This is a genomic window from Fundidesulfovibrio butyratiphilus, from assembly GCF_054657235.1.
In genome coordinates, this window is the sequence record NZ_BAAHXA010000001.1 from 1519199 (window position 1) to 1539215 (window position 20017).

The 20017-nt window shown below is 65.5% G+C and carries 18 protein-coding genes; 7 read left to right on the forward strand and 11 right to left on the reverse strand.

Features of this window, described 5'->3' with window-relative positions; genetic code table 11:
• Positions 1-152: 152 nt before the first annotated feature.
• Both ACYQ01_RS07175 and ACYQ01_RS07180 read right to left on the reverse strand, forming a co-directional pair.
• Complete coding sequence (locus ACYQ01_RS07175) at positions 153-2765, reverse strand: cobyric acid synthase (RefSeq protein ID WP_459933149.1); 2613 nt, start codon at positions 2763-2765, stop codon at positions 153-155.
• A 207-nt stretch (positions 2766-2972) separates the two neighbouring features.
• A complete protein-coding gene (locus ACYQ01_RS07180; RefSeq protein ID WP_459933150.1) occupies positions 2973-4397 on the reverse strand; it encodes an aminotransferase-like domain-containing protein in 1425 nt (474 codons plus the stop codon).
• An 87-nt stretch (positions 4398-4484) separates the two neighbouring features.
• Here ACYQ01_RS07180 and ACYQ01_RS07185 point away from each other — a divergent pair, with 87 nt between their 5' ends.
• Entirely contained in the window at positions 4485-4808 is a 324-nt protein-coding gene (locus ACYQ01_RS07185; RefSeq protein WP_459933151.1) for a hypothetical protein, read from the forward strand.
• Between the two features lie 65 nt (positions 4809-4873).
• Complete coding sequence (locus ACYQ01_RS07190; protein WP_459933152.1) at positions 4874-5911, forward strand: GGDEF domain-containing protein; 1038 nt, start codon at positions 4874-4876, stop codon at positions 5909-5911.
• Positions 5912-6023: 112 nt separating this feature from the next.
• Here the strand turns inward: ACYQ01_RS07190 and ACYQ01_RS07195 are convergent, their stop codons facing one another.
• From ACYQ01_RS07195 to ACYQ01_RS07205, 3 genes are all read right to left on the reverse strand, one after another.
• Positions 6024-6707, reverse strand: a complete 684-nt coding sequence (locus tag ACYQ01_RS07195) for a protein phosphatase CheZ (protein ID WP_459933153.1) — start codon at positions 6705-6707, stop codon at positions 6024-6026.
• Between the two features lie 19 nt (positions 6708-6726).
• On the reverse strand, positions 6727-7578 hold the full coding sequence (locus tag ACYQ01_RS07200) for a diguanylate cyclase domain-containing protein (RefSeq protein WP_459933154.1): 852 nt from the start codon (positions 7576-7578) through the stop codon (positions 6727-6729).
• Positions 7579-7816: 238 nt separating this feature from the next.
• Complete coding sequence (locus tag ACYQ01_RS07205; RefSeq protein WP_459933155.1) at positions 7817-8266, reverse strand: CreA family protein; 450 nt, start codon at positions 8264-8266, stop codon at positions 7817-7819.
• Positions 8267-8582: 316 nt separating this feature from the next.
• On the opposite strand from ACYQ01_RS07205, the gene ACYQ01_RS07210 reads away from it, so the two are divergent.
• Entirely contained in the window at positions 8583-10439 is a 1857-nt protein-coding gene (locus ACYQ01_RS07210) for a methyl-accepting chemotaxis protein (protein ID WP_459933156.1), read from the forward strand.
• A gap of 66 nt (positions 10440-10505) precedes the next feature.
• On the opposite strand, the gene ACYQ01_RS07215 is transcribed toward ACYQ01_RS07210, so the two are convergent.
• From ACYQ01_RS07215 to dapF, 4 genes are all read right to left on the reverse strand, one after another.
• The gene (locus ACYQ01_RS07215) at positions 10506-11117 is read right to left on the reverse strand and encodes a DNA-3-methyladenine glycosylase I (RefSeq protein WP_459933157.1); all 612 of its coding nucleotides are present in this window, start codon (positions 11115-11117) and stop codon (positions 10506-10508) included.
• A gap of 15 nt (positions 11118-11132) precedes the next feature.
• Entirely contained in the window at positions 11133-11942 is an 810-nt protein-coding gene (gene murI / locus ACYQ01_RS07220; protein WP_459933158.1) for a glutamate racemase, read from the reverse strand.
• A 370-nt stretch (positions 11943-12312) separates the two neighbouring features.
• On the reverse strand, positions 12313-12891 hold the full coding sequence (locus tag ACYQ01_RS07225; protein ID WP_459933159.1) for a VOC family protein: 579 nt from the start codon (positions 12889-12891) through the stop codon (positions 12313-12315).
• Positions 12892-12906: 15 nt separating this feature from the next.
• Complete coding sequence (dapF, locus tag ACYQ01_RS07230; RefSeq protein WP_459933160.1) at positions 12907-13761, reverse strand: diaminopimelate epimerase; 855 nt, start codon at positions 13759-13761, stop codon at positions 12907-12909.
• A gap of 224 nt (positions 13762-13985) precedes the next feature.
• Between dapF and ACYQ01_RS07235 the strand changes: the two genes are divergently transcribed.
• Positions 13986-14891 (forward strand): UbiA-like polyprenyltransferase, encoded by a 906-nt coding sequence (locus ACYQ01_RS07235; RefSeq protein WP_459933900.1) that lies wholly within the window; start codon positions 13986-13988, stop codon positions 14889-14891.
• A 101-nt stretch (positions 14892-14992) separates the two neighbouring features.
• Here ACYQ01_RS07235 and ACYQ01_RS07240 read toward each other — a convergent pair whose 3' ends face one another.
• Entirely contained in the window at positions 14993-15700 is a 708-nt protein-coding gene (locus tag ACYQ01_RS07240) for a DNA alkylation repair protein (RefSeq protein WP_459933161.1), read from the reverse strand.
• A gap of 60 nt (positions 15701-15760) precedes the next feature.
• Entirely contained in the window at positions 15761-16711 is a 951-nt protein-coding gene (locus ACYQ01_RS07245; protein ID WP_459933162.1) for a hypothetical protein, read from the reverse strand.
• Positions 16712-16931: 220 nt separating this feature from the next.
• Here ACYQ01_RS07245 and ACYQ01_RS07250 point away from each other — a divergent pair, with 220 nt between their 5' ends.
• From ACYQ01_RS07250 to ACYQ01_RS07260, 3 genes are read left to right on the forward strand one after another with little or no spacing between them, the layout of a single operon-like run.
• A complete protein-coding gene (locus ACYQ01_RS07250) occupies positions 16932-18257 on the forward strand; it encodes a histidine kinase dimerization/phospho-acceptor domain-containing protein (RefSeq protein WP_459933163.1) in 1326 nt (441 codons plus the stop codon).
• A 41-nt stretch (positions 18258-18298) separates the two neighbouring features.
• The gene (locus ACYQ01_RS07255; protein WP_459933164.1) at positions 18299-18928 is read left to right on the forward strand and encodes a DUF47 domain-containing protein; all 630 of its coding nucleotides are present in this window, start codon (positions 18299-18301) and stop codon (positions 18926-18928) included.
• Positions 18921-19928 carry an inorganic phosphate transporter gene (locus ACYQ01_RS07260; RefSeq protein ID WP_459933165.1) on the forward strand — a complete coding sequence of 336 codons (1008 nt, stop codon included), beginning with the start codon at positions 18921-18923 and terminating at the stop codon, positions 19926-19928. Before ACYQ01_RS07255 ends, ACYQ01_RS07260 begins: the two co-directional genes overlap by 8 nt.
• The last annotated feature ends 89 nt before the right edge of the window (positions 19929-20017 follow it).

Sequence of the window (20017 nt, forward strand, 5' to 3'; positions counted from 1 at the left end):
CCTGGCGGCGCGAGCCCCCGGCGGGCGAGGCGTCCGCACCGGGCTTTCTGCCGGCCCCGCCCCGACGGGGGGATAGGGTTTTATCCATACTAGCCCCTTGCGGTCCGGGCTTCAAGCGCCCTGTCCTGCAAAAGAGAAGACGCGCGCGGGCCTCAGAGTCCGAGCAGGGCGTAGACCGCCGTCATGTCGAGACTTTCGCGCACCACACGGGCAAGACGGTTCAGACTTCGCTCCAGCCCCGCCTCGGCCTGGGGCCGATCGGCCAACGCGGGCAGCCCCTTGCGGGCCCGAAGGCCGCCAAGCCACCAGCCGCGAAAGGCGTCGGCGTCGAAGACCCCGTGCAGATAGGTGCCCCAGACGCGCCCGGAACGGCCGTAGCCCAGGACCCGACCGTCTTGCGACCGCACCAGGCACGGCGCGCCGGGACCGGCCTGGCGGGTCTGGCCATGGTGTATTTCATAGCCGCGCAAAGGCAATCCGCTTTCCAGGTGGGTGGCCTCGGCCTGAGTCAGGGTCTTTTCCGGGGCGAGCTCGGTTTCCAGGTCCAGAAGTCCCAGGCCCCGCACGCGCCCCAGCGGAGACTCCAGCCCCAAGGGATCGAGCACCGCACGCCCCAGCATCTGCAACCCGGCGCACACGCCGACAATTTCCGTCCCCCGCTCGGCCAAGTCCACGATGGCCCGGTCCAACCCGCGTTCGCGCAAGGCCTCAAGATCGGCCAGGGTGTTCTTGCTGCCCGGCAGGATCAAGGCGTCCGGGCGGCCCAAATCGTCCGCAGCGCGCACCACGCGCAGGCTCACGTCGGGTTCTTCGGCCAGGGCGTCGAAATCCGTGAAGTTGGAGATGTGGGGCGGGTCCACGACGGCCACCTCCAGCTCGCGACCGGCCGCGCTCGCGGAAAAGCCCATCTCCTTGAAGGAGACGGAATCCTCCTCGGGCAGGCCCAGGTCGTCCATGTGGGGCACGACCCCGAGCACCGGCTTGCCCGTGGCGTTTCGCATGAAGTCGAAGGCGCTGGACAGCAGGGACGGATCGCCCCGAAAGCGGTTGAGCACGTAGCCGCCCACCCTGGCCCGTTCGGACTCGGTGAGCAGTTCCATGGTGCCGCACAGGGACGCGAACACCCCGCCCCGGTCGATGTCGCCGACCAAAAGCACCCTGGCCCCGGCGTACTCGGCCATGGCCATGTTCACCATGTCGTGGGCCTTGAGGTTGACCTCGGCCGGGCTGCCCGCGCCTTCGAGCACCATGGCCTGGCAGCCGGCCGCCAACTCGTCGTAGGCCCGCTTGGCCCGTTCGAAGGCCTGGGGCTTGTAGGCGAAGTACTCGCCCACCCGCATGTTCCCCACCGGCTTGCCCATGACGATCACCTGGGAACCGGTGTCCGAACAGGGTTTGAGCAGCACCGGATTCATGGCCGCCCGGGGCGCCAGTCCGCAGGCCCTGGCTTGCAACGCCTGGGCCCGGCCCATTTCCTCCCCCCAGGCGGTCACAAAGGAGTTGAGCGACATGTTCTGGGACTTGAACGGGGCCACCCGCACCCCGTCCTGAAGAAGAATCCGACACAGGGCCGCAGTCAGCACGGACTTGCCCGCGTTGGAACTGGTCCCCTGCACCATGAGGGCCGCGGTGCGCCCGGGCCTGACGGCTTGGCCCGGGACCGGACGATTAAGCGCCAGAGCCAGGGCGGCAACCAGGCGGCGATTGTCCTCCCGGCTCTTGACCGCCACCCGGAAATACCGTTCGTCCAGGCCCGCGTAGTTCGCGCAGTCGCGCACCGCCACCCGGCTCTCGCGCAAAAGGCGCGCGCGCAGGTCGGACGCCCGCCCCGTGTCCAGATGACAGAAAAGATAATTGGCCTGGCCGGAAAGAACGCGCATTCCGTCCACATCCCCCAGCCATTCCGCGAGCTCCTGGCGCAGCCCGGACACGCACGCGCGGCAACGGGCCTCGAAATCCGCGTCCCGCATGGCCCTGACGCCCACGGCCTGGGCCAGGGCGTTGACCGTCCAGGGCGGCTGGGCCGCGCGCACGTCCGCGGCCACGTCCGCCGGGGCAATCAAAAGCCCCAGGCGAAGCCCCGGCACGGCGTACATCTTGGTCAGCGAAGCCAGAACCACCACGTTGGGCTCGCCGCACGCGGCCAGACTTTCGAACCCTTCCACGAACGAGCCGAAGGCCTCGTCCACCACGACCAGGCTTCCCGGATCGGACCGGGCCAGGCGGCGGGCCAGATCCAGGATGGCGGCGGCCGGGACCACCCGCCCGGTGGGGTTGTTGGGGCTGCCGAGGAACACCGCGCCCGGTCCCCCGGCCGCAGCGCCCGGCCGGTCGGCCAACGTGGCCGAATCGCAGGCGAAGCCGTCGGCCCGGTCCAGAAGGACGGTTTCCACCGTCAACCCGGCCGAAACCGCGGCCTGGGCGTAGTCCACGTAGCACGGGGCCGGGATCACGGCGCGGCGAATCCCCCGGTCGGCCAGGACCCGACACAGGGTGTGGAGCAGTTCGCTGACGCCGTTGCCCGCCACGAGCGAGTCGACCGGCACGCCCAGGCGCTCCCGGGCGGCTGCGAGAAAGGCCCGGCATTGGGGGTCGGGGTAGCGAACCAGGTCCGAAACCGCCGCGCTCAACACCGGGCGCAACCACTCGGGCGGTCCCAGCGGATTGATGTTGGCGGAAAAGTCCAGCACCTCGCCGGGAAGGCAACCCGCTTCCCGGGCCAGGGACGCCACGTCGCCGCCGTGGGCGAAGGATTGGACGCTCACGGACGGTCCCCGCGAGAGGTCGAAGCGTCGAAGGGGCATCGGAACAGACCCTGCGGACAAAAAAAACGGGCGGGAACGGATAAAGACATGGGGTGCATGACCTGTCGCCGGCCTGGGCCGGGTTATCTGGATTGTCGCGGCCGGTCGCGTCCCTGGCGGACGTCGGACCGGGCCTCGGCCATATTTCCTTCGTCGAAGGCGCGCCGGTCAGACCATTTCCCGGGCGATTTCTCCCAGAAGGCGCACGGTTTGTTCCACGGCCGACCCCGCCGGCAGCGAGGCGGCCAGGCGCACGTAGTCGCCGAAGCGTCCGCTGGGGGAAAAGAGCGTGCCCGGAGCCACGGTAAGCCCGCGCTCCTGCGCCCGGTACAGGAAATCCACGCCGTCCGCCAGTCCCGGCAATTTCACCCAGAGCACCACGCCGCCCTGAGGGTCGCTTACGCGCACTCCCTCGGGAAAATGACGCCCCACCAGGGAGCGCATGAGGCGCATCTGGTCGCACAGCGCCGCGCGCAGCCGGGCCAGGTGACGCGGGTACTGGCCCGATTCCAGGTATTCGGCCAGGGCCATCTGGGTGGGCGTGGGCGAGGTGACGTTCAGGGTGCTTTTGATCTCGTGGGCGCGTTCCAGGTAGCGCCCGGGCCACAGCCAGCCCACCCGGTAGCCCGGCGACACGGTCTTGGAAAACGACGAGCAGGTCAGCACCAACCCCTTGGCGTCGAAGCGCTTGCACACCCCGGGGCGAACCTTGCCGAAACACAGATCGCCGTAGATGTCGTCTTCGATGAGCGGGACCTCGTGGCGGGCCATGAGCGCGACGATCTCGGCCTTGGCTTCGTCGGGCACCAGGGAGCCGTCAGGGTTGTTGAAATTGGGCGTGAGCACGCAGGCCGCCACCCGAAAGCGCGACAGGGCTCTCTCCAGATCGGCCGGACGCACGCCCTCGCCGGGGTGCGAGGGGACTTCCACCGCGCGGATGCCCATGGTTTCCAGCAGTTGCAAAAAGCTGAAATACGTGGGCGAGGCCACAAGAACCGTATCCCCCGGCCGGGCCACGCAACGAAGCGCCACGTACAGGGCCTCCATGGCGCCGCAGGTGATCAGGGTCTCGTCCGGCCGGACATGCACGCCGATCTCCAGCCCGCGCAGGACCACCTGGCGGCGCAGGGGTTCGTGGCCGAGCACGTCCCCGTAACGGGCGGCCCTTCCGCCTTCGCGACGCAGGCACTGGGCCAACAGACGCGAGAGACGGGCCGTGGGCAAAAGGTCTTCCGCCGGACAGGCCAGCCCCAGGTGCAGGGAGTCCATGCGCCCCAGCCCGGCCAGCACCTGGCGCACCAGCCTGGCCCGACGATTGGGCTCCGGGGGCACGTCGGGTTCGGGTTCGCGCTCGGGCACCGGCGGCCTGACCGGCGCGCGGCACACCACGAACCCGGACCGGGGCCTGGCTTCGAGCACGCCCTGGTCTTCCAGGGCGGCATAGGCCTGGTTCACCGTGGAAAGGCTGACGCCGAGTCTTCCGGCCAATCCGCGCAGCGACGGGGCCTTGGCTCCGGGGGCGAGCGCTCCGGATTCCACCAGGTCCAGCACGTGCCGGCGGACGGCTTCATAACGCAGGGGTTGGGACGGCATAATCTGTACCGGTATACAGGCAAAGAAACTGTATCTGTACCGGTAACAGATTTCCTGCTCAAAGCAAGGCCAACACGAGGAGGCCCCATGCCCAAGGACACCACCCCCACTCTTTGGCCCCACGTCGAGGAACACGGTATGCTCGACACCCTGTGGTCCGCCCTGTTTCGCCCGCGCGGTCGCGGCCAGGGACCAACCGCCCTGGAAGCCCCCCTCACGGCCGGCGAATGCCTGCGCCTGGAAGGCGCGGGCCGTCTGCGCCTGCGCTGCCTGCAGGGCGACGTCTGGGCCACGGGTCGTTTCGGAGGCGACCTTTTGCTCGCCCCGGGGGGCGAGGCGGAAATCGACTCCGCCGGCGTGGTGATCTCGGCCCTCAGCCCCACCGCCCGCCTCCGCCTGAGTTGGCGGTGAATGTTTTTCGAACCAGTTTCAGAGAGGGTCTGGTCAAATTGAACGACTTCTTTTATTGAGAATGCATGAAGCTTCAGGCGGGAAAACCCGGCGTCACGGACGAAACGGACAAGGGCGTCTTCGATCTGCTCGATCGGTTGAACATTCGTTGCGGATCGAAGTGGTACGCGCTTATTTTGTTCATGCGCTCCATCCGCGATTTCGACACCTACACCGTCGAACAAAAAAGCCGGATGCAGGAGCTTGTCGTCCAGGTGCTCAAGGAGGGCAATCTCAGCGAAGAGGCCTTTCAGGATACCTCCCGCAAGATCGAAGAGATCCTCTCCCTGACCTGGCGCAGACGCCTTCAGGAAGCCCTGGGCGAAATCTCGCGCCTGATCCGGGAATCGCGCAGCATGATCCTGCGCCGCAAGGGCGACCTCGAAGTGCTCGAAACCAACACCGTGGAAACTCTGCAAAGCGGACGCGACATCGATGCGGTCATCGACGACATCCGGCTGGGCTTTCAGGACGTGGTCCGGCTCATGGAAAAGGACGCCGACGACCTGGTCCGCCAGAGCCGCACCGACCAGTTGACGGGACTGGGCAATCGCCGGGCCTTTGACGAGATGCTCGAAAAGGCCGTGGACATGTCCCAGAACAGCAACAAGCCCCTGTACCTGCTCATGGTGGACGTGGACCACTTCAAGGCCTTCAACGACACGTATGGCCACCTCATCGGCGACCAGGCCCTGGCCGCCGTGGCGTCCGTGCTGCGCGACAGCCAGAAGCAGGCCGTCAGGGCCGGCAAAAGCGTGTTCTGTGCCCGTTTCGGCGGAGAGGAGTTCACGGTCCTGGTGCTCGGCGGCAGCCCCACCCAGGCCCTCAACATGGCGGAGCTCATCCGCAAGCACATCGAAAACTACAACTTTGTCATTCGCGACGTGGACGGCGGCATCCTCACCTCGGGCATCAAGCTCACCGTGAGCGTGGGCGTGGCCCTCTTCAATCCCGACTGGCTGGACAGCCAGACCCAAAGATTGATCCAGGCCTCGGACGAAGCCCTCTATGCGGCCAAAAACGCCGGGCGCAACCGCGTGTTCATGGCCCGCATCGAAGCCTGACCCCCCGCCGCCAGACGCGCAAGCGCCCCGGGCGCGCGTCCTTGCCCACGAAACAACGCGCGGCCAGCGTTCGCCGGCCGCAAGACCTCTCCCCCGCCAATTCGGCGTGCGATCACAAATTGAGTTGGGCCAGAAGGGCGTCCACGTCGGACTGGGAAACCTGGTTGACCGCGATTTCGCGCAGTTGCTCCAGGGGTTTTTGCGGATCCTTCTCGCGGGCTTTCATGAGCATGCCCGTGGAGAGATACAATTCCTCGATCATGGCGCGCACCTTGTTCAGCATGGCGATGACCCGCTTGATGCGCTGGCCGGTCAAGTCCTGAAACGACAGACAGGTCATGATCTGGATAAGGTCCGACGACAAGCGGTGGCACAGGTTCGCCGCGTCGTCGCGCCGGTCCTGACCGCAGGAGCACCCGGCGTACATTTCCGCCAGGTGTTCGGGAACGCTCAGATTGCGCTCCACCAGTTCAATGATCTCGAACGTGGCCTTTTCCGTGGCCTGAATCACCTGGTCGAGCCGTTCCGAGGCCTCGGCCATGATTTCGCCCGCCTGGGCCGCCTGCCGGGGGTCCTTGGGCTGGCCGTTCTGCACGCTGGCCAGTTCCTTGTAGATGTCGCTCAACCGGCCCATGATTTCCTGATTGAGGCGTTTGAAGAAGTCGTCGCCATCCCGACCGCCGCAAAGAGCCCGGGAGACCTCTTCCCGCACAGCGAGGCGCACGGAATGGCGAAACCGGGCTTCAAGCTTGTCGGCCAACCTTTCGGCCAGCGCCTCCAAAATGGCGTCATCCATGACCGGTCGTTCCCTCAATTCAATCGAAGTAAGCGGATTCGTTGTGAAAGGCGTAACCGTTTTTGCCGCTTTTCTTGGCCAGATACATGGCCTCGTCCGCTTTGCGGAGAAGCTCTTCCGGCTCTTCCCCGTCGCTTGGAGCCACGGAGATGCCCATGCTGGCGCTTACCCGGACCTGAAAATCCTTGTAGTCCACGGGCATTGTCACCGACTTAATGAGCCGATTGGCCGTGAGTCCCGCGTGCAACCCATTCTTGAGCTCGGCCAGCACGAGCACGAATTCGTCCCCGCCTATGCGCGAAGCCGTGTCGCCGCCGCGCATGGCCTCGACCAGACGCTTGGCCGTGACCTTGAGCACCTGGTCGCCGCATTCGTGGCCGTAGGTGTCGTTTACGGGTTTGAAGCCGTCCAGGTCGAGAAAAAGAACGGCCACGAACTCGCGGTGCCGCCCCCGCCGGGCCAGGGTCTGCCGCATGCGGTCGAGCAGCAGCACCCGGTTGGGCAGACCGGTCAGGGCGTCGTGCAGGGCCATGCGTTCGGCCTCTTCCGCCGCCAGCCGGCCGACTCCGGGACGAAACGACACGGCCAGGGCGTGGCCCTCCACGCGCGCCACCCGGGCGTCCACCACCACGCAGTGTTGCCCGCGGGGCTGAAACTTGAAACGCAAGCCCGGTTCGGATTGCAGGTCGGCGGCGCGTTCCAGGTCGTCGAGATTCTCCAGACCGACCAGTTCCGCCAGGCCGAGCCCCAAGGTCTCGCCCCTATCCATGCCCAAAAACGTCAAAAAAGCCTCGTTGGCGTGCAGCAGGCGTCCATCGGCGTCGACCAGACAGGCCGCGTCGAAGCACAGGTCGAGATACTTCCGGTTCATGGGGGCGAGCATCCTCACGCCGGCGAAATCACCTTCCGGCACCTCAGCGATATAGGGTTTTCCTTCGACCCGCAACGCCGCGCGCCGGTTTTTTCGGGATGTCCGAACCACGGCGCGGCCCTCGCCCGAAGGGTGCGAAGGCATGGCGCGGGATACGCGCGCCCGGCTTTCCGCGAAGCCGGGCCCGGACGCGAGCGGGCGAAACGCCCGCGGACAAATTTGTCTCCGCCAAACGGACCTATTTCAATTGCACCGTGGAAAGCGAATTCTTGGGCGATCCGGCGATGATCTTGCGGCTGACCGCCAGGTAGACGAGCACGTTTCGCTTTTCATCAAAGATTCGAGTAACCTGGGTATCCTTGAAAAGGATCGACGTGCCTTCGGAAAACACCTTCTTGCTCCTGGGCACCCGGGAAGGCATTTGGCACGTTCCGGTCTGGCGGCATTCGATGGAAAACTCCGAAGGGTCTTCGGCCAGGCCCACGCTGCCGGACAGTCCGCCGGTGCGCGCCTGGCTGATGTAGCAGGTCACGCAGGGAATGTCCGGGTCTTGAAAGGCGTTGACGCAAACCTTGTGGTTGGCGCCGATAAGTTTCCACTCGGTGGTGACGCAGTCGATTTCTTCGGCCCACGCGGCCTGAGCCAGGCAAAGGACCAAAAGACAGGCGATGACGCTGATGCGGGACATGACGGCCTCCAGAAAAAGGGTGTCTTCTTGTCGCCCCATACGACGCCGAAGTCGATTTTGCCAAGTCGCGAAGCGCATTTCGCCAATATTCCTATTCTTGACAACCTCCGAATTCCTCTGAACAATGGCCCCGACGAAATTCATGGCGCCGTTTTTCCCTGGCAAGACCGGCCGACGGACGACAACCATCCGCGACCGCAGCCGGAAGCGCGCCATGCCGGGCACTTCCTTCGACGACGAACGCCCCCCTCGACGCGCACGCCGCCCCATTTCCCGCCCGTTCTTCCGAAAAACCCGCAACCTTCACGAGTCATCCATGCGCAGGTACACCATTTCCACCAGAATCCTGGCCATGCTGGCCATCATGTTCGTTTTTTCCGCCGGCATCATCGTGCTGTTCCAACACAACGGCTCCACCATCGAAAGCATAAGCGTCGAAAAGGTCGGGCGCATCATCGACCAGGGCCATGCCGACAAGATCGCCGTGGCCACCCACACCATCGCCCTGGCCCTGGGAGAGGCCCTCAAGACCGTGGACGGCCGCGAGAACAAACTCGCGCTCATCCGCGGCGTCATCGACCCCATCCGCTTCGAAAAGGACCATTCCGGCTACTACTACGTCTACGAAGGCCACACCAACGTGGCCCACGCCACCCTCAAGAACCTGGTCGGCAAGGACCTGAGCGACCTCCGGGACAAGACGGGCGTCTACACCATCCGCGAATTGGCCAAGGTGGCCAAGTCCGGCGGGGGCTTTATCCGTTTCACCTTCGACAAGCCCGGCAAGGGGGACCAGCCCAAGCTCGGCTACGCCGAAATGATCCCCGGCACCGATTTCTGGATCGGCACCGGCGTGTACCTGGACAATATCCGCGAGGAACAACACGCCGTGTCCGCCGAACTCCAGGCCGTGGAACGCAAGGGCACCCTGTGGGGCGTGGGGCTTGCCGTGCTGGTGCTCGGCCTTGTGGTCCTGCCGTTGTCGCTGTCCATCAGCGCGAGCATCGTGCGGCCCATTCGGGAAACCACCGCGGCCGCGCAACGCATCGCCCGGGGAGACTACGACGTTCACCTGGACGCCAGAGGACGTGACGAAAGCGCCTCGTTGCAGGCCGCCCTGAACGCCATGGCCGAGCAGTTGACCACAAACATACGCGAAATCGAGGAAAAAACCGCCCATGCCCAGTCCAACGCGGCCCAGGCCCTGGAAGCCAAGTCCCTGGCCGAGGCCGTGGGGCGCGAAAGCCAGGCCAAGACCGAGAGCATGATCGCGGCGGCGCTCAAGCTGCGGGAGGTGGCCGACGTGGTCAGCCAGGCCTCGCAGGAGCTTTCCGCCCAGGTGGAGCAGGCCAGCAAGGGCGCGCAAACCCAGGCCGAACGCATCGGCGAGACGGCCCTTTCCATGGACGAAATGAACGCCACCGTGCTCGATGTCTCCCGCAACGCGGCCCAGGCGGCCGAAACCACCCAGGCGGCCCGGACCGACGCCGTGGCCGGGGCCGAAGTGGTGGACAACGTGGTGGCGGGCATCGGCCAGGTGCGCGCCCAAAGCGTGACCCTCATGCAGGACATGACCGCGCTCGACCACCAGGCCGAAGACATCGGCCAGATTCTCGGAGTGATTTCCGACATCGCCGACCAGACCAACCTGCTCGCCTTGAACGCCGCCATCGAAGCCGCCCGGGCCGGCGAGGCCGGACGCGGTTTCGCCGTGGTGGCCGACGAAGTGCGCAAGCTGGCCGAAAAGACCATGACCGCCACCCACCGGGTGGCCGAGGCCATCGCGGCCGTGCAGCAGGGCACGCGCCGTTGCGTGGCCGAAGTCCAGGAATCCGCTTCGGCCATCGACCAGGCCACGGAACTGGCCGAGCGCTCCGGCCGCTCGTTGCGAAACATCGTGGATCTGGTGGACAAGGCCGCCGATCAGGTGCGCTCCATCGCCACGGCGGCGGAACAGCAGTCGGCCTCCAGCGAGGCCATCAGCGCCTCCCTGGGCGACGTGAACACGGTCTCGACCCAGACGTCGGACGCCATGCGCCAGTCGGCCCTCTCCGTGACCAACCTGGCCGACCAGGTGGAAGTGCTGCACGCGCTCATCGCGGGCATTCACGGCGCAGGCCCCGGAACCGACAACGCCCGCGGGACCGTCGCCCTGCCGGCCGCGAGAAGCTGACGCAACCCGGGCCGGGCCGACCACCCGACCGCGCCATGTCCCCGGCGCGATCGGCCCGGCCCGCCCTCAACGCCCGGCGCGCACGAAGCAGGCCTCCTGGTGGTCGTCCACCATGCCCACAGCCTGCATGAAGGCGTAGCATATGGTGGAGCCCACGAAGGAAAAGCCCGCTTTCTTGAGTTCGCGGCTCATGGCGTCGCTCACCGGGGTGCTGGCCGGAATCTCGCCCAGGGTTCTGAACCGGTTCACCACCGGTTCACCGTCCACGAACTCCCACACGAAAGCGGAAAAACCGCCCGGACGTCCGGCCATGCCCAGAAATGCCGCGGCGTTTTTCACGAACGCCGCCACCTTGAGCCGGTTGCGTACGATGCCGGGATCGGCCAGCAACGCCGCCATCTTCGCCGGCCCGTAGGCGGCCATCTTTTCCGGATCGAACCCGTCGAAGGCCCGGCGATACGATTCGCGCTTGCGCAGGATGGTCAACCAGCTCAAACCGGCCTGCGCGCCTTCCAGGCACAGCATTTCGAAGAGCGCGCGGTCGTCGCGCAGGGGACGGCCCCACTCGTTGTCGTGATAGTCCCTATACAGCGGGTCGTCACCGCACCAGGCGCAGCGGGCCAGTCCGTCCGGTCCGAGCGCATGGGTGCGGGTCGCCCAGGCCGCATCGCGAGGCATCCGCCCCCCCCGGGCCTACAGGGATTCCAGGCGCACGTTTTCCAGCTCGCGCCCGAGAAACCGCTCCCCCACATCCTGAAACCGATGCGGAACGTCGGTAACATGGAACACGTGCCGGGCCGGCCCGGTCTGGGGATTTTGCAGGTGCATTTCCTTGAGGATGGCTTCGGTGCGCTCGGCGATGGACAGGGCCGAATCCACCAGCACCACGTCCGGCCCGACCACGTCCTGGATCACGGGTTTGAGCAAGGGATAGTGCGTGCAACCGAGCACCAGCGTGTCGATACCCTCGGCCAGCAGCGAGCCCAGGTACTCCCGGGCGGTGAGCCGGGTGACCGCGTGGTCCAGCCAGCCCTCCTCGGCCAGGGGCACGAACAAGGGGCAGGCCTTGGCCACCAGGGTGATCCCCGCCGACTCGTGACGGCGGATGGCTTCCTCGTAGGCCCGGCTGTGGATGGTGGCCGGCGTGCCGATGATGCCCACCCGGCGGTTGCGGGTGCGCAGGACCGCATTTCTGGCCCCGGCGTCGATGACTTCCAGGACGGGCATGCGGGCCAGGTCCCGCACGGCGGGATAGGCCGCCGCCGCCATGGTGTTGCAGGCGATGATGAGGAGCTTGACGTCCTGGCGCAGCAGAAAATTCGTGATTTCCAGGGCGTAGCGTTCCACCACCTCGGGCGACTTGACCCCGTAGGGCACCCGGGCCGTGTCGCCAAAATAGACGATGTTCTCGTGCGGCAGGCGCTCCATGACCGCGCGGGCCACCGTGAGCCCGCCCACGCCGGAATCGAAAACGCCGATGGCCGAAGAGGCGAGAGATGCCATGAATAGGGATATCCTTGCGGTTGAAAATAACGGGCTCGCGCCCGTGCCAAGCGCCTACACCCATACCATGCGGACCGCAACGCGGGCGAGAGGGGGGGGGGAGGGAGAAGAGGAAAGAGGGGGAGGAAACCCCTTTTTTGGGAAAAAGGGGTTTCCTCCCCCCAAGCCCCCTCCTTCCCCCAAAAACTTTGGCCTTGGGTGTTCAGGAAGGCGCATGTGCGGCAAACGCACGCGCGTTTTCAAAAGGATTGGTTGTGCCAAGAAGAAGAAACGCGTCCCCCTTTCCAGGCGTGAATCGAAGATTTTGGGAGGAAGGGGGAAAGGCACCTTTTGTGAACGTAAGGTTCTTTCCCCCCGAATGCTTCTCCCGTTACCCCTTGCCGAACAACTCCCGGCCCTCGCCGGGGTAGATACGGAAGTCCTTGTGCGGGGTGGGGGTGGTGACTTCGGGCCAACGCCCGGGCATGGGCTTGGGGCCTTCGCGTCCACAGGCCGGGGGATCGCGGTCCACCATCTTGGGACGGAAACTCAGGTCGATTCCGGGCTGACGCCAACAGAATTCGATGGGAATGTTGTTGGGGTCAAAGGAATAAAGCGAAAGCACGAACCCGTGGTCGATCACTTCGGACACCCAGAATCCCGCGGCGTCGAGCTTGTCCTTGAGTTCCCACAGGTCGGCCCGGTTTTCCACTCCAATGGCCAAGTGGTCGAAAACAAAAGGGCCCTTCACCGGCACGCCGTGGTCTTTTTCGGGCATGGGCTCCACGCCGTTCCACTCGTAAAAGGCGATCATGTCGGTTTCGGTGAGTTCGAGAAAGTACTGCCGGTATCCTTTTCGGCCGAGTCCGGCCACAAGGCGCAGGCCAAGCAGGTCGCGCCAGAAGTGTACAGTGGTCTCCATGTCCCGGGTGGCCATGGCCAAATGGTTGAAGCCGGTGTACTTGATCATCGAATCCCCCTTTGGTCAGGGAGTGGGAAGATGCAGCGCTTCGGGATAGAAGTCGCCGCTGAACGTGACTTCCGCCCCACCGCGCAGGTAGATGTCCCCGTCTTGCAGGCTCACGCCCAGCACTTCGCCGCCGGACGTGGTGACCTCCACCTCCGGTCCGGTCAGTCCCAGGGCGTTGGCCACCGCGGCCGAGGCGCAGGCTCCGGTGCCGCAGGCGTAGGTTTCGTCCTCCACGCCGCGTTCGTAGGTGCGCAGGTTCAGCGAACCGGAACCGGTCACGCCGACAAAGTTGGCGTTGGTGCCGGCCGGGGCGAATTCCGGGTGAAACCGAATGGCCCGGCCCAACGCCTTGACGTCCACGGAGGAAACGTCGTCGAAAAACACCACCGTGTGGGGCACGCCCGTGTTGACGAAATGCGCGGTCAGGGATTGCCCGTCCACGTCCAGGGCGATGGCGGTGCGCAAGCCCTGGGGTTTGGTCAGGCGCACGCGCACCTGGCCGTTCGGCAGCACCTTGGCCCCTATGCCCCCGGCGTCCGTGCCCAGCACGTGTTCGGGTCCGGCCATGCCCAGCAGGTTGGCCAGGCGCGCGGCGCAGCGCGATCCGTTGCCGCACATTTCGGCCCGCGACCCGTCGGCGTTGTAGAAGTGCCAAATGTAGTCGTAGCCCGAGCCCTCCGGCGCGGCGTCGAGAAAGATCATGCCGTCGGCTCCGACCCCGAAGCTCTTGCGGCACACCCGCCGGGCCCATTCGTCCATCACCGAGACGGGCACGCGTTGCACGCGGTTGTCGATGATCACGAAGTCGTTGCCGCAGCCTTGCATCTTGAAGAAAGGAACGCCCTTGCCCAGGGCGGACGAAAGCGACATGGGGATCACTCCTGATTCGTAACGTTGCGGAAGCTTACCAGAGTCCCCGCCGGCAGGGAAGGCCCGACAGGCCCCGGAATACAGGGAGAACCAGACAGCGGAAACGCGACGCGGGAGCCTTGGGGCGCGGATACGGTTTGACTTTTTTCCGCGTCGCATCCAGCATGTCGCCTCAATCATTCGGCCCGGGGAAACGGGGCCGGCTCAGGGAGACCATCATGCGGATGCTTCAGACGATCAAAGGCGCGCTCAGCTTCCAGGACAGCGGTCCGGCGCTGGCCAAATTCAAGCTCTTTTGCTCCTTGGTGAAGATCGAACACTCGGTCTTCGCCCTGCCCTTCGCCTATCTGGGCCTGTTCGCGGCGGCCAAGGGCTGGCCCGGCTGGCGAGCTTTCCTGTTCCTCGCCCTGGCCATGGTGGCCGTGCGGTCCTTCGCCATGGCGGTCAACCGCCTGGCGGACTTGCCTTACGACCGCATAAATCCGCGCACCCAGGAACGAGAACTCGTTCGCGGCGTTCTGGGAATCGGCGAGACCTGGGCCTTCACCGCCGCCTGCGCGGTAATTTTCGTGCTGGCCTGCTGGGGACTCAACCGGGTCTGCCTGATGTTGAGCCCCGTGGCCCTGGTCTGGGCGGCCCTCTACAGCTTCACCAAGCGCTTCACCTGGCTGTGCCACCTTTTTCTGGGCTCCGTGCTCGGCCTGGCCCCCCTGGCCGGCTGGCTGGCCTATCAGGGGACCATCGCCCCGGCGGCCTTTCTCTTCGCCCTGGGCGTCACCTGCTGGGTGGCCGGCTTCGACGTGCTCTATTCCTGCCAGGACGTGGAGTTCGACCGCGCCAACGGCCTGCGCGCCGCGCCCGTGCGTTTCGGCCTGGGCAAGGCCCTCACCCTGGCCGCCCGGCTCCACGCCGGGGCCGCGGTCCTGTTCGCCCTGGCCGGCTGGGCCGCCGGACTGGGACTGGGCTACTTCATCTGCCTGATCTTCACCGCCGTCGTGCTCGTCGTGGAGCATCGCCTGGTCAGCGAAAACGACCTCTCGCGCATCAATACGGCCTTCTTCACCCTAAACGGCGTGGTCGCGGCCTCGCTCTTTCTGGGTGCGCTGGTCGACCTGTTCTGGCTGAAGTAGCCTTCCACCCGAAAGACAACACAAAACGGCGCGGACATTCTCCCTTGAAAAGGGGAGCGTCCGCGCCGTTTCGTTCGGTGCTTCCGAACCGCCCGCGATCGTCAGGAGCCGGAAGGGGCCTCGCGACGCGCCGGGCGTTTGAGATCCCCGCTTTCCAGGCGGGGTTCGAGTTCGCGCCGGGCGTCCCGGGCTATCCACCGGGCGGACTTGGAGTCGCGCCGTTCCAGACGGTCGCAATAGGCCAGGGCCAGCTTGCACAGGGCCGGATTGCGTTTGCCGATTTGGCGCAGGGCCCAGTTCACGGCTTTTTTCACGAAATTGCGCTCGTCCGTGCAAAACCGCTCCACCAGACAAAGAAAGACCTCGAAATCCTCGTCCTTTTCGCGCGCATCGTGCACGGCCAACTGGGCCATGAGCGAGAACCCGGCCCGGCGAACGAATTCGTGGGGTTGCAAGGCCCAGGCTTCGGCCAGAGTCCAGGCGTGCCCGGTCTTTACCACGAGCTTGTTGCAGAACTGGTCACACAGATCCCACGAGTCGATCTCCGCGGCCCAGGCGTGAAGCTGGGCCTCGCTGACCTCTTCCGGGTCCTCCACCAGACAGGCCAGCAGACGGGCCTCGTGCATGCCGCTGTCCCAGAGATCCTCGGCCAGGAAGTGGTCCCGGCCGATGCGTTTGGCCAGCGGCCTGAGCGCGGCCATGGAGACGCCCACGGCCCGGGCGGTGTTGATGCCGTAGCGGGCCATACCCTGTCGATTTCGTTCGTCGCCCAGGTCGCGCAGTTGGTCCAGAAGGTGGTTTGCGTTCATGGTGCGGCCTTTGAAAAGCGTTTCGGGAGGGTTTGTTCTGCCATGATTCGGGCGCGATGTTCAACCGAAACGGGAGTACAGCGCCATGACGACCACCAGACTCAAGGCCCGGTAGGCCTGGTTGTGCGCAATGAGTCGAAAAGCCAGGGCCGGCTTGAATATGCCGGCGTAGTAGGGAAACTGGTGCCGGAAGGCCCGCATGGGGGTGGAGAGCACGTTGGCCAGCAGCAGGGCCAGCACCACCTCCTTGGCGGGCAGGTCGCCCGCGCCAAGGAGCGCGCCCGCCGCCGCCAGTCCGGCGGTGAACTCGGCGGCCAGCCCGAAGACCACGATGGAAGCCGCCTTGGGCGAGAGCCAGCCGAGAACGCCCAGGTGTTGGGCCATAAACCGTTCGAGCAGGGCGAACACGCCGTAGTGGTTGAGGGCGTAGACCCCCACGAAAATCGGCGTGGTGATGAGGCAGATTTTCCTGATGCGCCGCCGAAACCGGGACCAGGTTTTTTCCAGGGCCGAGCGCCAATGGATTCCCGCCTGGGGCAGTTGGCACTCCAGACAGCCCTCCTCTGGCTTGGGCAGCAGGATGCGCCCGGCCAGCACGATGCCCAGGGTGCGCACCAGGGCCGCGATCAGCGTCAGCCCCACGTAGACCACGGCGGCCCGGCCCAGAAAGGGTTGGGCCACCAGGAGCATGGTGGGCATGTGAAGAAAATAGGTGGGCAGGGAGTTGAACAGGTTGGCCAGGATGAGTTCGCGCCTGGAAAGGCGCCCCTCGGCATGGGCTTCGGCCAGCATGGTGTTGGCGGCCAGGCCCGAAAAAAAGGCCATGGAAAAGCTGGCTCCCACGGTGTCGCGCATGTGGCCCAGGCGCACCAGGGGGCTGGCGAAGCGGGCCAGATAACGCGTCCAGTTCAGCGTTTCGAGCAGGTTGGCCACGAGCAGGCTCACCGAAAGCGAGAGCAGAAGCTTGACCAGGGGCCAGCCGAGGGAGGTCCAGAGTTGATGCGCGGTCATGCAAGGGCCGTCTATAGCGCTCGGTTCCGGTCAAGCCAAGGGGTTTTCGAACCGGCCGGCGCCTGTTACAAGAAGCGCGTTTGCGATCCTGTTTGTTACGGTCAGGTGACATTGACGCCATTTCGTCAAGCCGGGCTTTTTTTTGACCTTCCGGCCTGCTACGTTGGCGCGCTTCGGCGTCGCTCCCGTCGCGAAAATGTCACGTTCACTGGAGTCTTCCATGGAAAGTCGCTCCTACTTCGGCCGCCTGCTGGCGGCCGCCCTGGCGGTCCTGGCCGTGGCCGCCGTATTCGTCTTCGTCAAGGCCAACACCCGGGCCCAGACCCTGCTCGTTCAGGAATTCGAGGGCAGGGAAGCCCGAAGTCTGGGCGTGGCGGCCTGGATTCTGGCGGAAAAGGCCCCCTATTCCGGCCTGGACCAGCTACGTTCCCTGGTGGATGAGCTGGGCAAGCGGCTGGGCGTGCGGGTGACCTACATTTCCGGGGGCAAGGTGCTGGCCGATTCCCAAGTGGCGGCCGAGCACCTGGCCGAACTGACCGACCACTCCGACCGCCCCGAGATCGTCCAGGCCCTGGACGGCCACACCATGGGCAAATCCACCCGCCACAGCGAAACCCTGGGCAAGGACATGCTCTACATGGCCCAGTCCGCGCGAGGCCTGGCCGGGTTGCCCGACGGCGTGTTGCGCATCGCCTCCCCCTACTCCGACGTGGCCCGCGAACTCGACGCCTCGCGCGAGCGGGTGCTGGCCCTGGTGGCGGTCATGGCCCTGTGCGCGGCCGGCTTGGCGGTTTTCGTGCTGGTGCGGGCCAGGCGCGTGCTGGCCCGGTTCTCCCGGGCCGTGGAGAGCATCGCCGGCGGCGAGACGCCGGACAAGATCCGGGTCTATCCCGGTTCCGAATTCAAGTCCCTGGCGGATTCCATCAACTCCCTCAGCAAAAAGCTGCGCAAGAACCGGCGCTCCCTGCACGACACCCTGTCCCAATACGAGGCCGTTCTGGACAAGATGACCGACCCCGTGGCCATCCTGGACGAAAACGGCGTGATCCTCGCCCACAATCCGGCCCTGGAAGCCCTGGTCGGCGAAGAAATCGACGGCCACCACGCCCTGGAAACGGGGCTGGGGGTCCAGGTGCACGAGGCCCTGAAGCAAGGATTGGCCGATCCCGCCCCCGCGCCCAGGCGCTTTGCCGCCACCCTGGCCACGGACAAGGACATGGACGTGGACCTGGTGGCCTTTCACACCGCCCGGGGCAAGCGCCGTTTTATTGTCGTGGCCCACGACGTGACCAGCCTCAAGCAGGCCGAACGCCTGCTTCGCGCTTTTGTCATCAACGCCTCCCACCAGTTGCGCACCCCGCTCACCAGCATTCGCGGCTACGCCGCCACGCTGCTCGACAACCCGCCCGCCGACCCGGCGCAGGCCAGGAGCATGCTGCAAACCGTGCTCAAGCGCAGCGAGGAAATGAGCGGCGTCATCACCGAACTGCTCCAGACGGCCTCGCCCCAGGCCGTGGAGGAAAAACCGGACGCCCAAACGCGCTGAAGCGCGCGTCCGCACCCAAGGACCCGAGGCAAGGAGCCAGCATGGGATTCAGTTTCTTTCCGAAGGACGTAAAATTCTTCGACCACTTCAAGGAACAAAACCGCAAACTCAAAAAGGCCGTCTCGGTTCTCGACGACCTCTTTGAAAACTTTCAGGACATCGACACCCGGTACACCGAAATCAACATCATCGAAGCCGAGGCCAACGCCATCGCCAGGCGCATCGCCACCGAGCTTTCCTCCACCTTCATCACGCCCATCGACCGGGAGGACATCCACCAGATCAACGTCACCCAGGAGACGCTCATCAACATCATCCGCAGCGCCGCCACCCGGGTGGCCCTGTTCCAGTTCTCCGACATCCACTATCCGCTCAAGCGGGTGGTCAAGAATCTGCGCCGCATGATCGAGGACGCAGGCGAGGTCATCAACCTGCTCAGCAAGGGCAAACCGGCTCACGACCAGATCGAAAACATCAAAAGCCACAAGTACGAATGCGAAATGCTCCTCGTGGTGGGACTGGGCGAAATCTACGACAGCCCGGACGAGGACCCCAAGACCCTGCTGAACATCCTCAAGTGGACCCACCTCTACAACCGCATCGAACAGGCCGTGGAGCGCACCGAAGAACTGGCCGACGTGCTGGAGGGGGTGCTTCTAAAAAATGCCTGATATCCCCCTGCTGCTCGTGGCGGTGGTGGCCATAGCCCTGGTGTTCGACTTCACCAACGGCGCCCACGACTCGGCCAACGCCATCGCCACCATCGTCTCCACCAAGGTGCTCTCCCCCAGGGCCGCCGTGTTCATGGCCGCCAGCCTCAACCTCTTCGGGGCCTTTCTGGGCACCGAGGTGGCCCACACCGTGGGCGCGGGCATCGTCTCGCCCGACATGGTGGCCGGCTGCCAGACATTGGTGCTCTCGGCGCTTTGCGGGGCCATCGCCTGGAACCTCTTCACCTGGTGGTTGGGCCTGCCCTCCTCGTCGTCCCACGCGCTCATCGGCGGGCTGATCGGCTCGGCCATCGCCTATCGGGGATTTTCCGCCCCCAATTACGCCTCCATCTTCCACAAGGTCATCGTGCCGCTGCTGCTCTCCCCCCTGGCCGGCTTTCTGGGCGGCTACCTGCTCATGGTGACGCTCAGTTGGGTATTCGTCAAAAGCCATCCCCGCACGGTCAGCCGGCTCTTCAAGAAGCTCCAGATGCTCTCCTCGGCCTTCATGGCCACCAGCCACGGCTTGAACGACGCCCAGAAAACCATGGGCATCATCGCCCTGGCCCTGTACACCTTCCATCTCTCGCCAGACATCCAGGTGCCCTTCTGGACCAAGCTGGCCTGCGCCCTGGCCATGGGACTGGGAACGGCCATGGGCGGTTGGAAAATCGTCAAGACCATGGGGCACAAGATCTTCAAGCTCGAAGCCGTGCATGGCTTCGCCGCGGAAACCGCCGCCGCCCTGGTCATCACCGGGGCCTCGCACCTGGGCATGCCCGTCAGCACCACGCACACCATTTCCACCACGGTCATCGGCGTGGGCGCCTCGAAACGCCTGTCGGCGGTGCGCTGGGGCGTGGCCGGCAACCTGGTCACGGCCTGGGTGCTGACCATTCCGGCCTCGGCCGGCGTCGCGGCCCTGTTCTTCTGGCTGCTGGAGGCCATGGGCGCGCCCTGACCCAGGGCCGGGAAACGCGCGCGGAAAATCCGCACCCCGCTTTCCCCCGGCGCGACGCGTTCCGGGGGTGGCGCGCGTCGCGCTGTCGC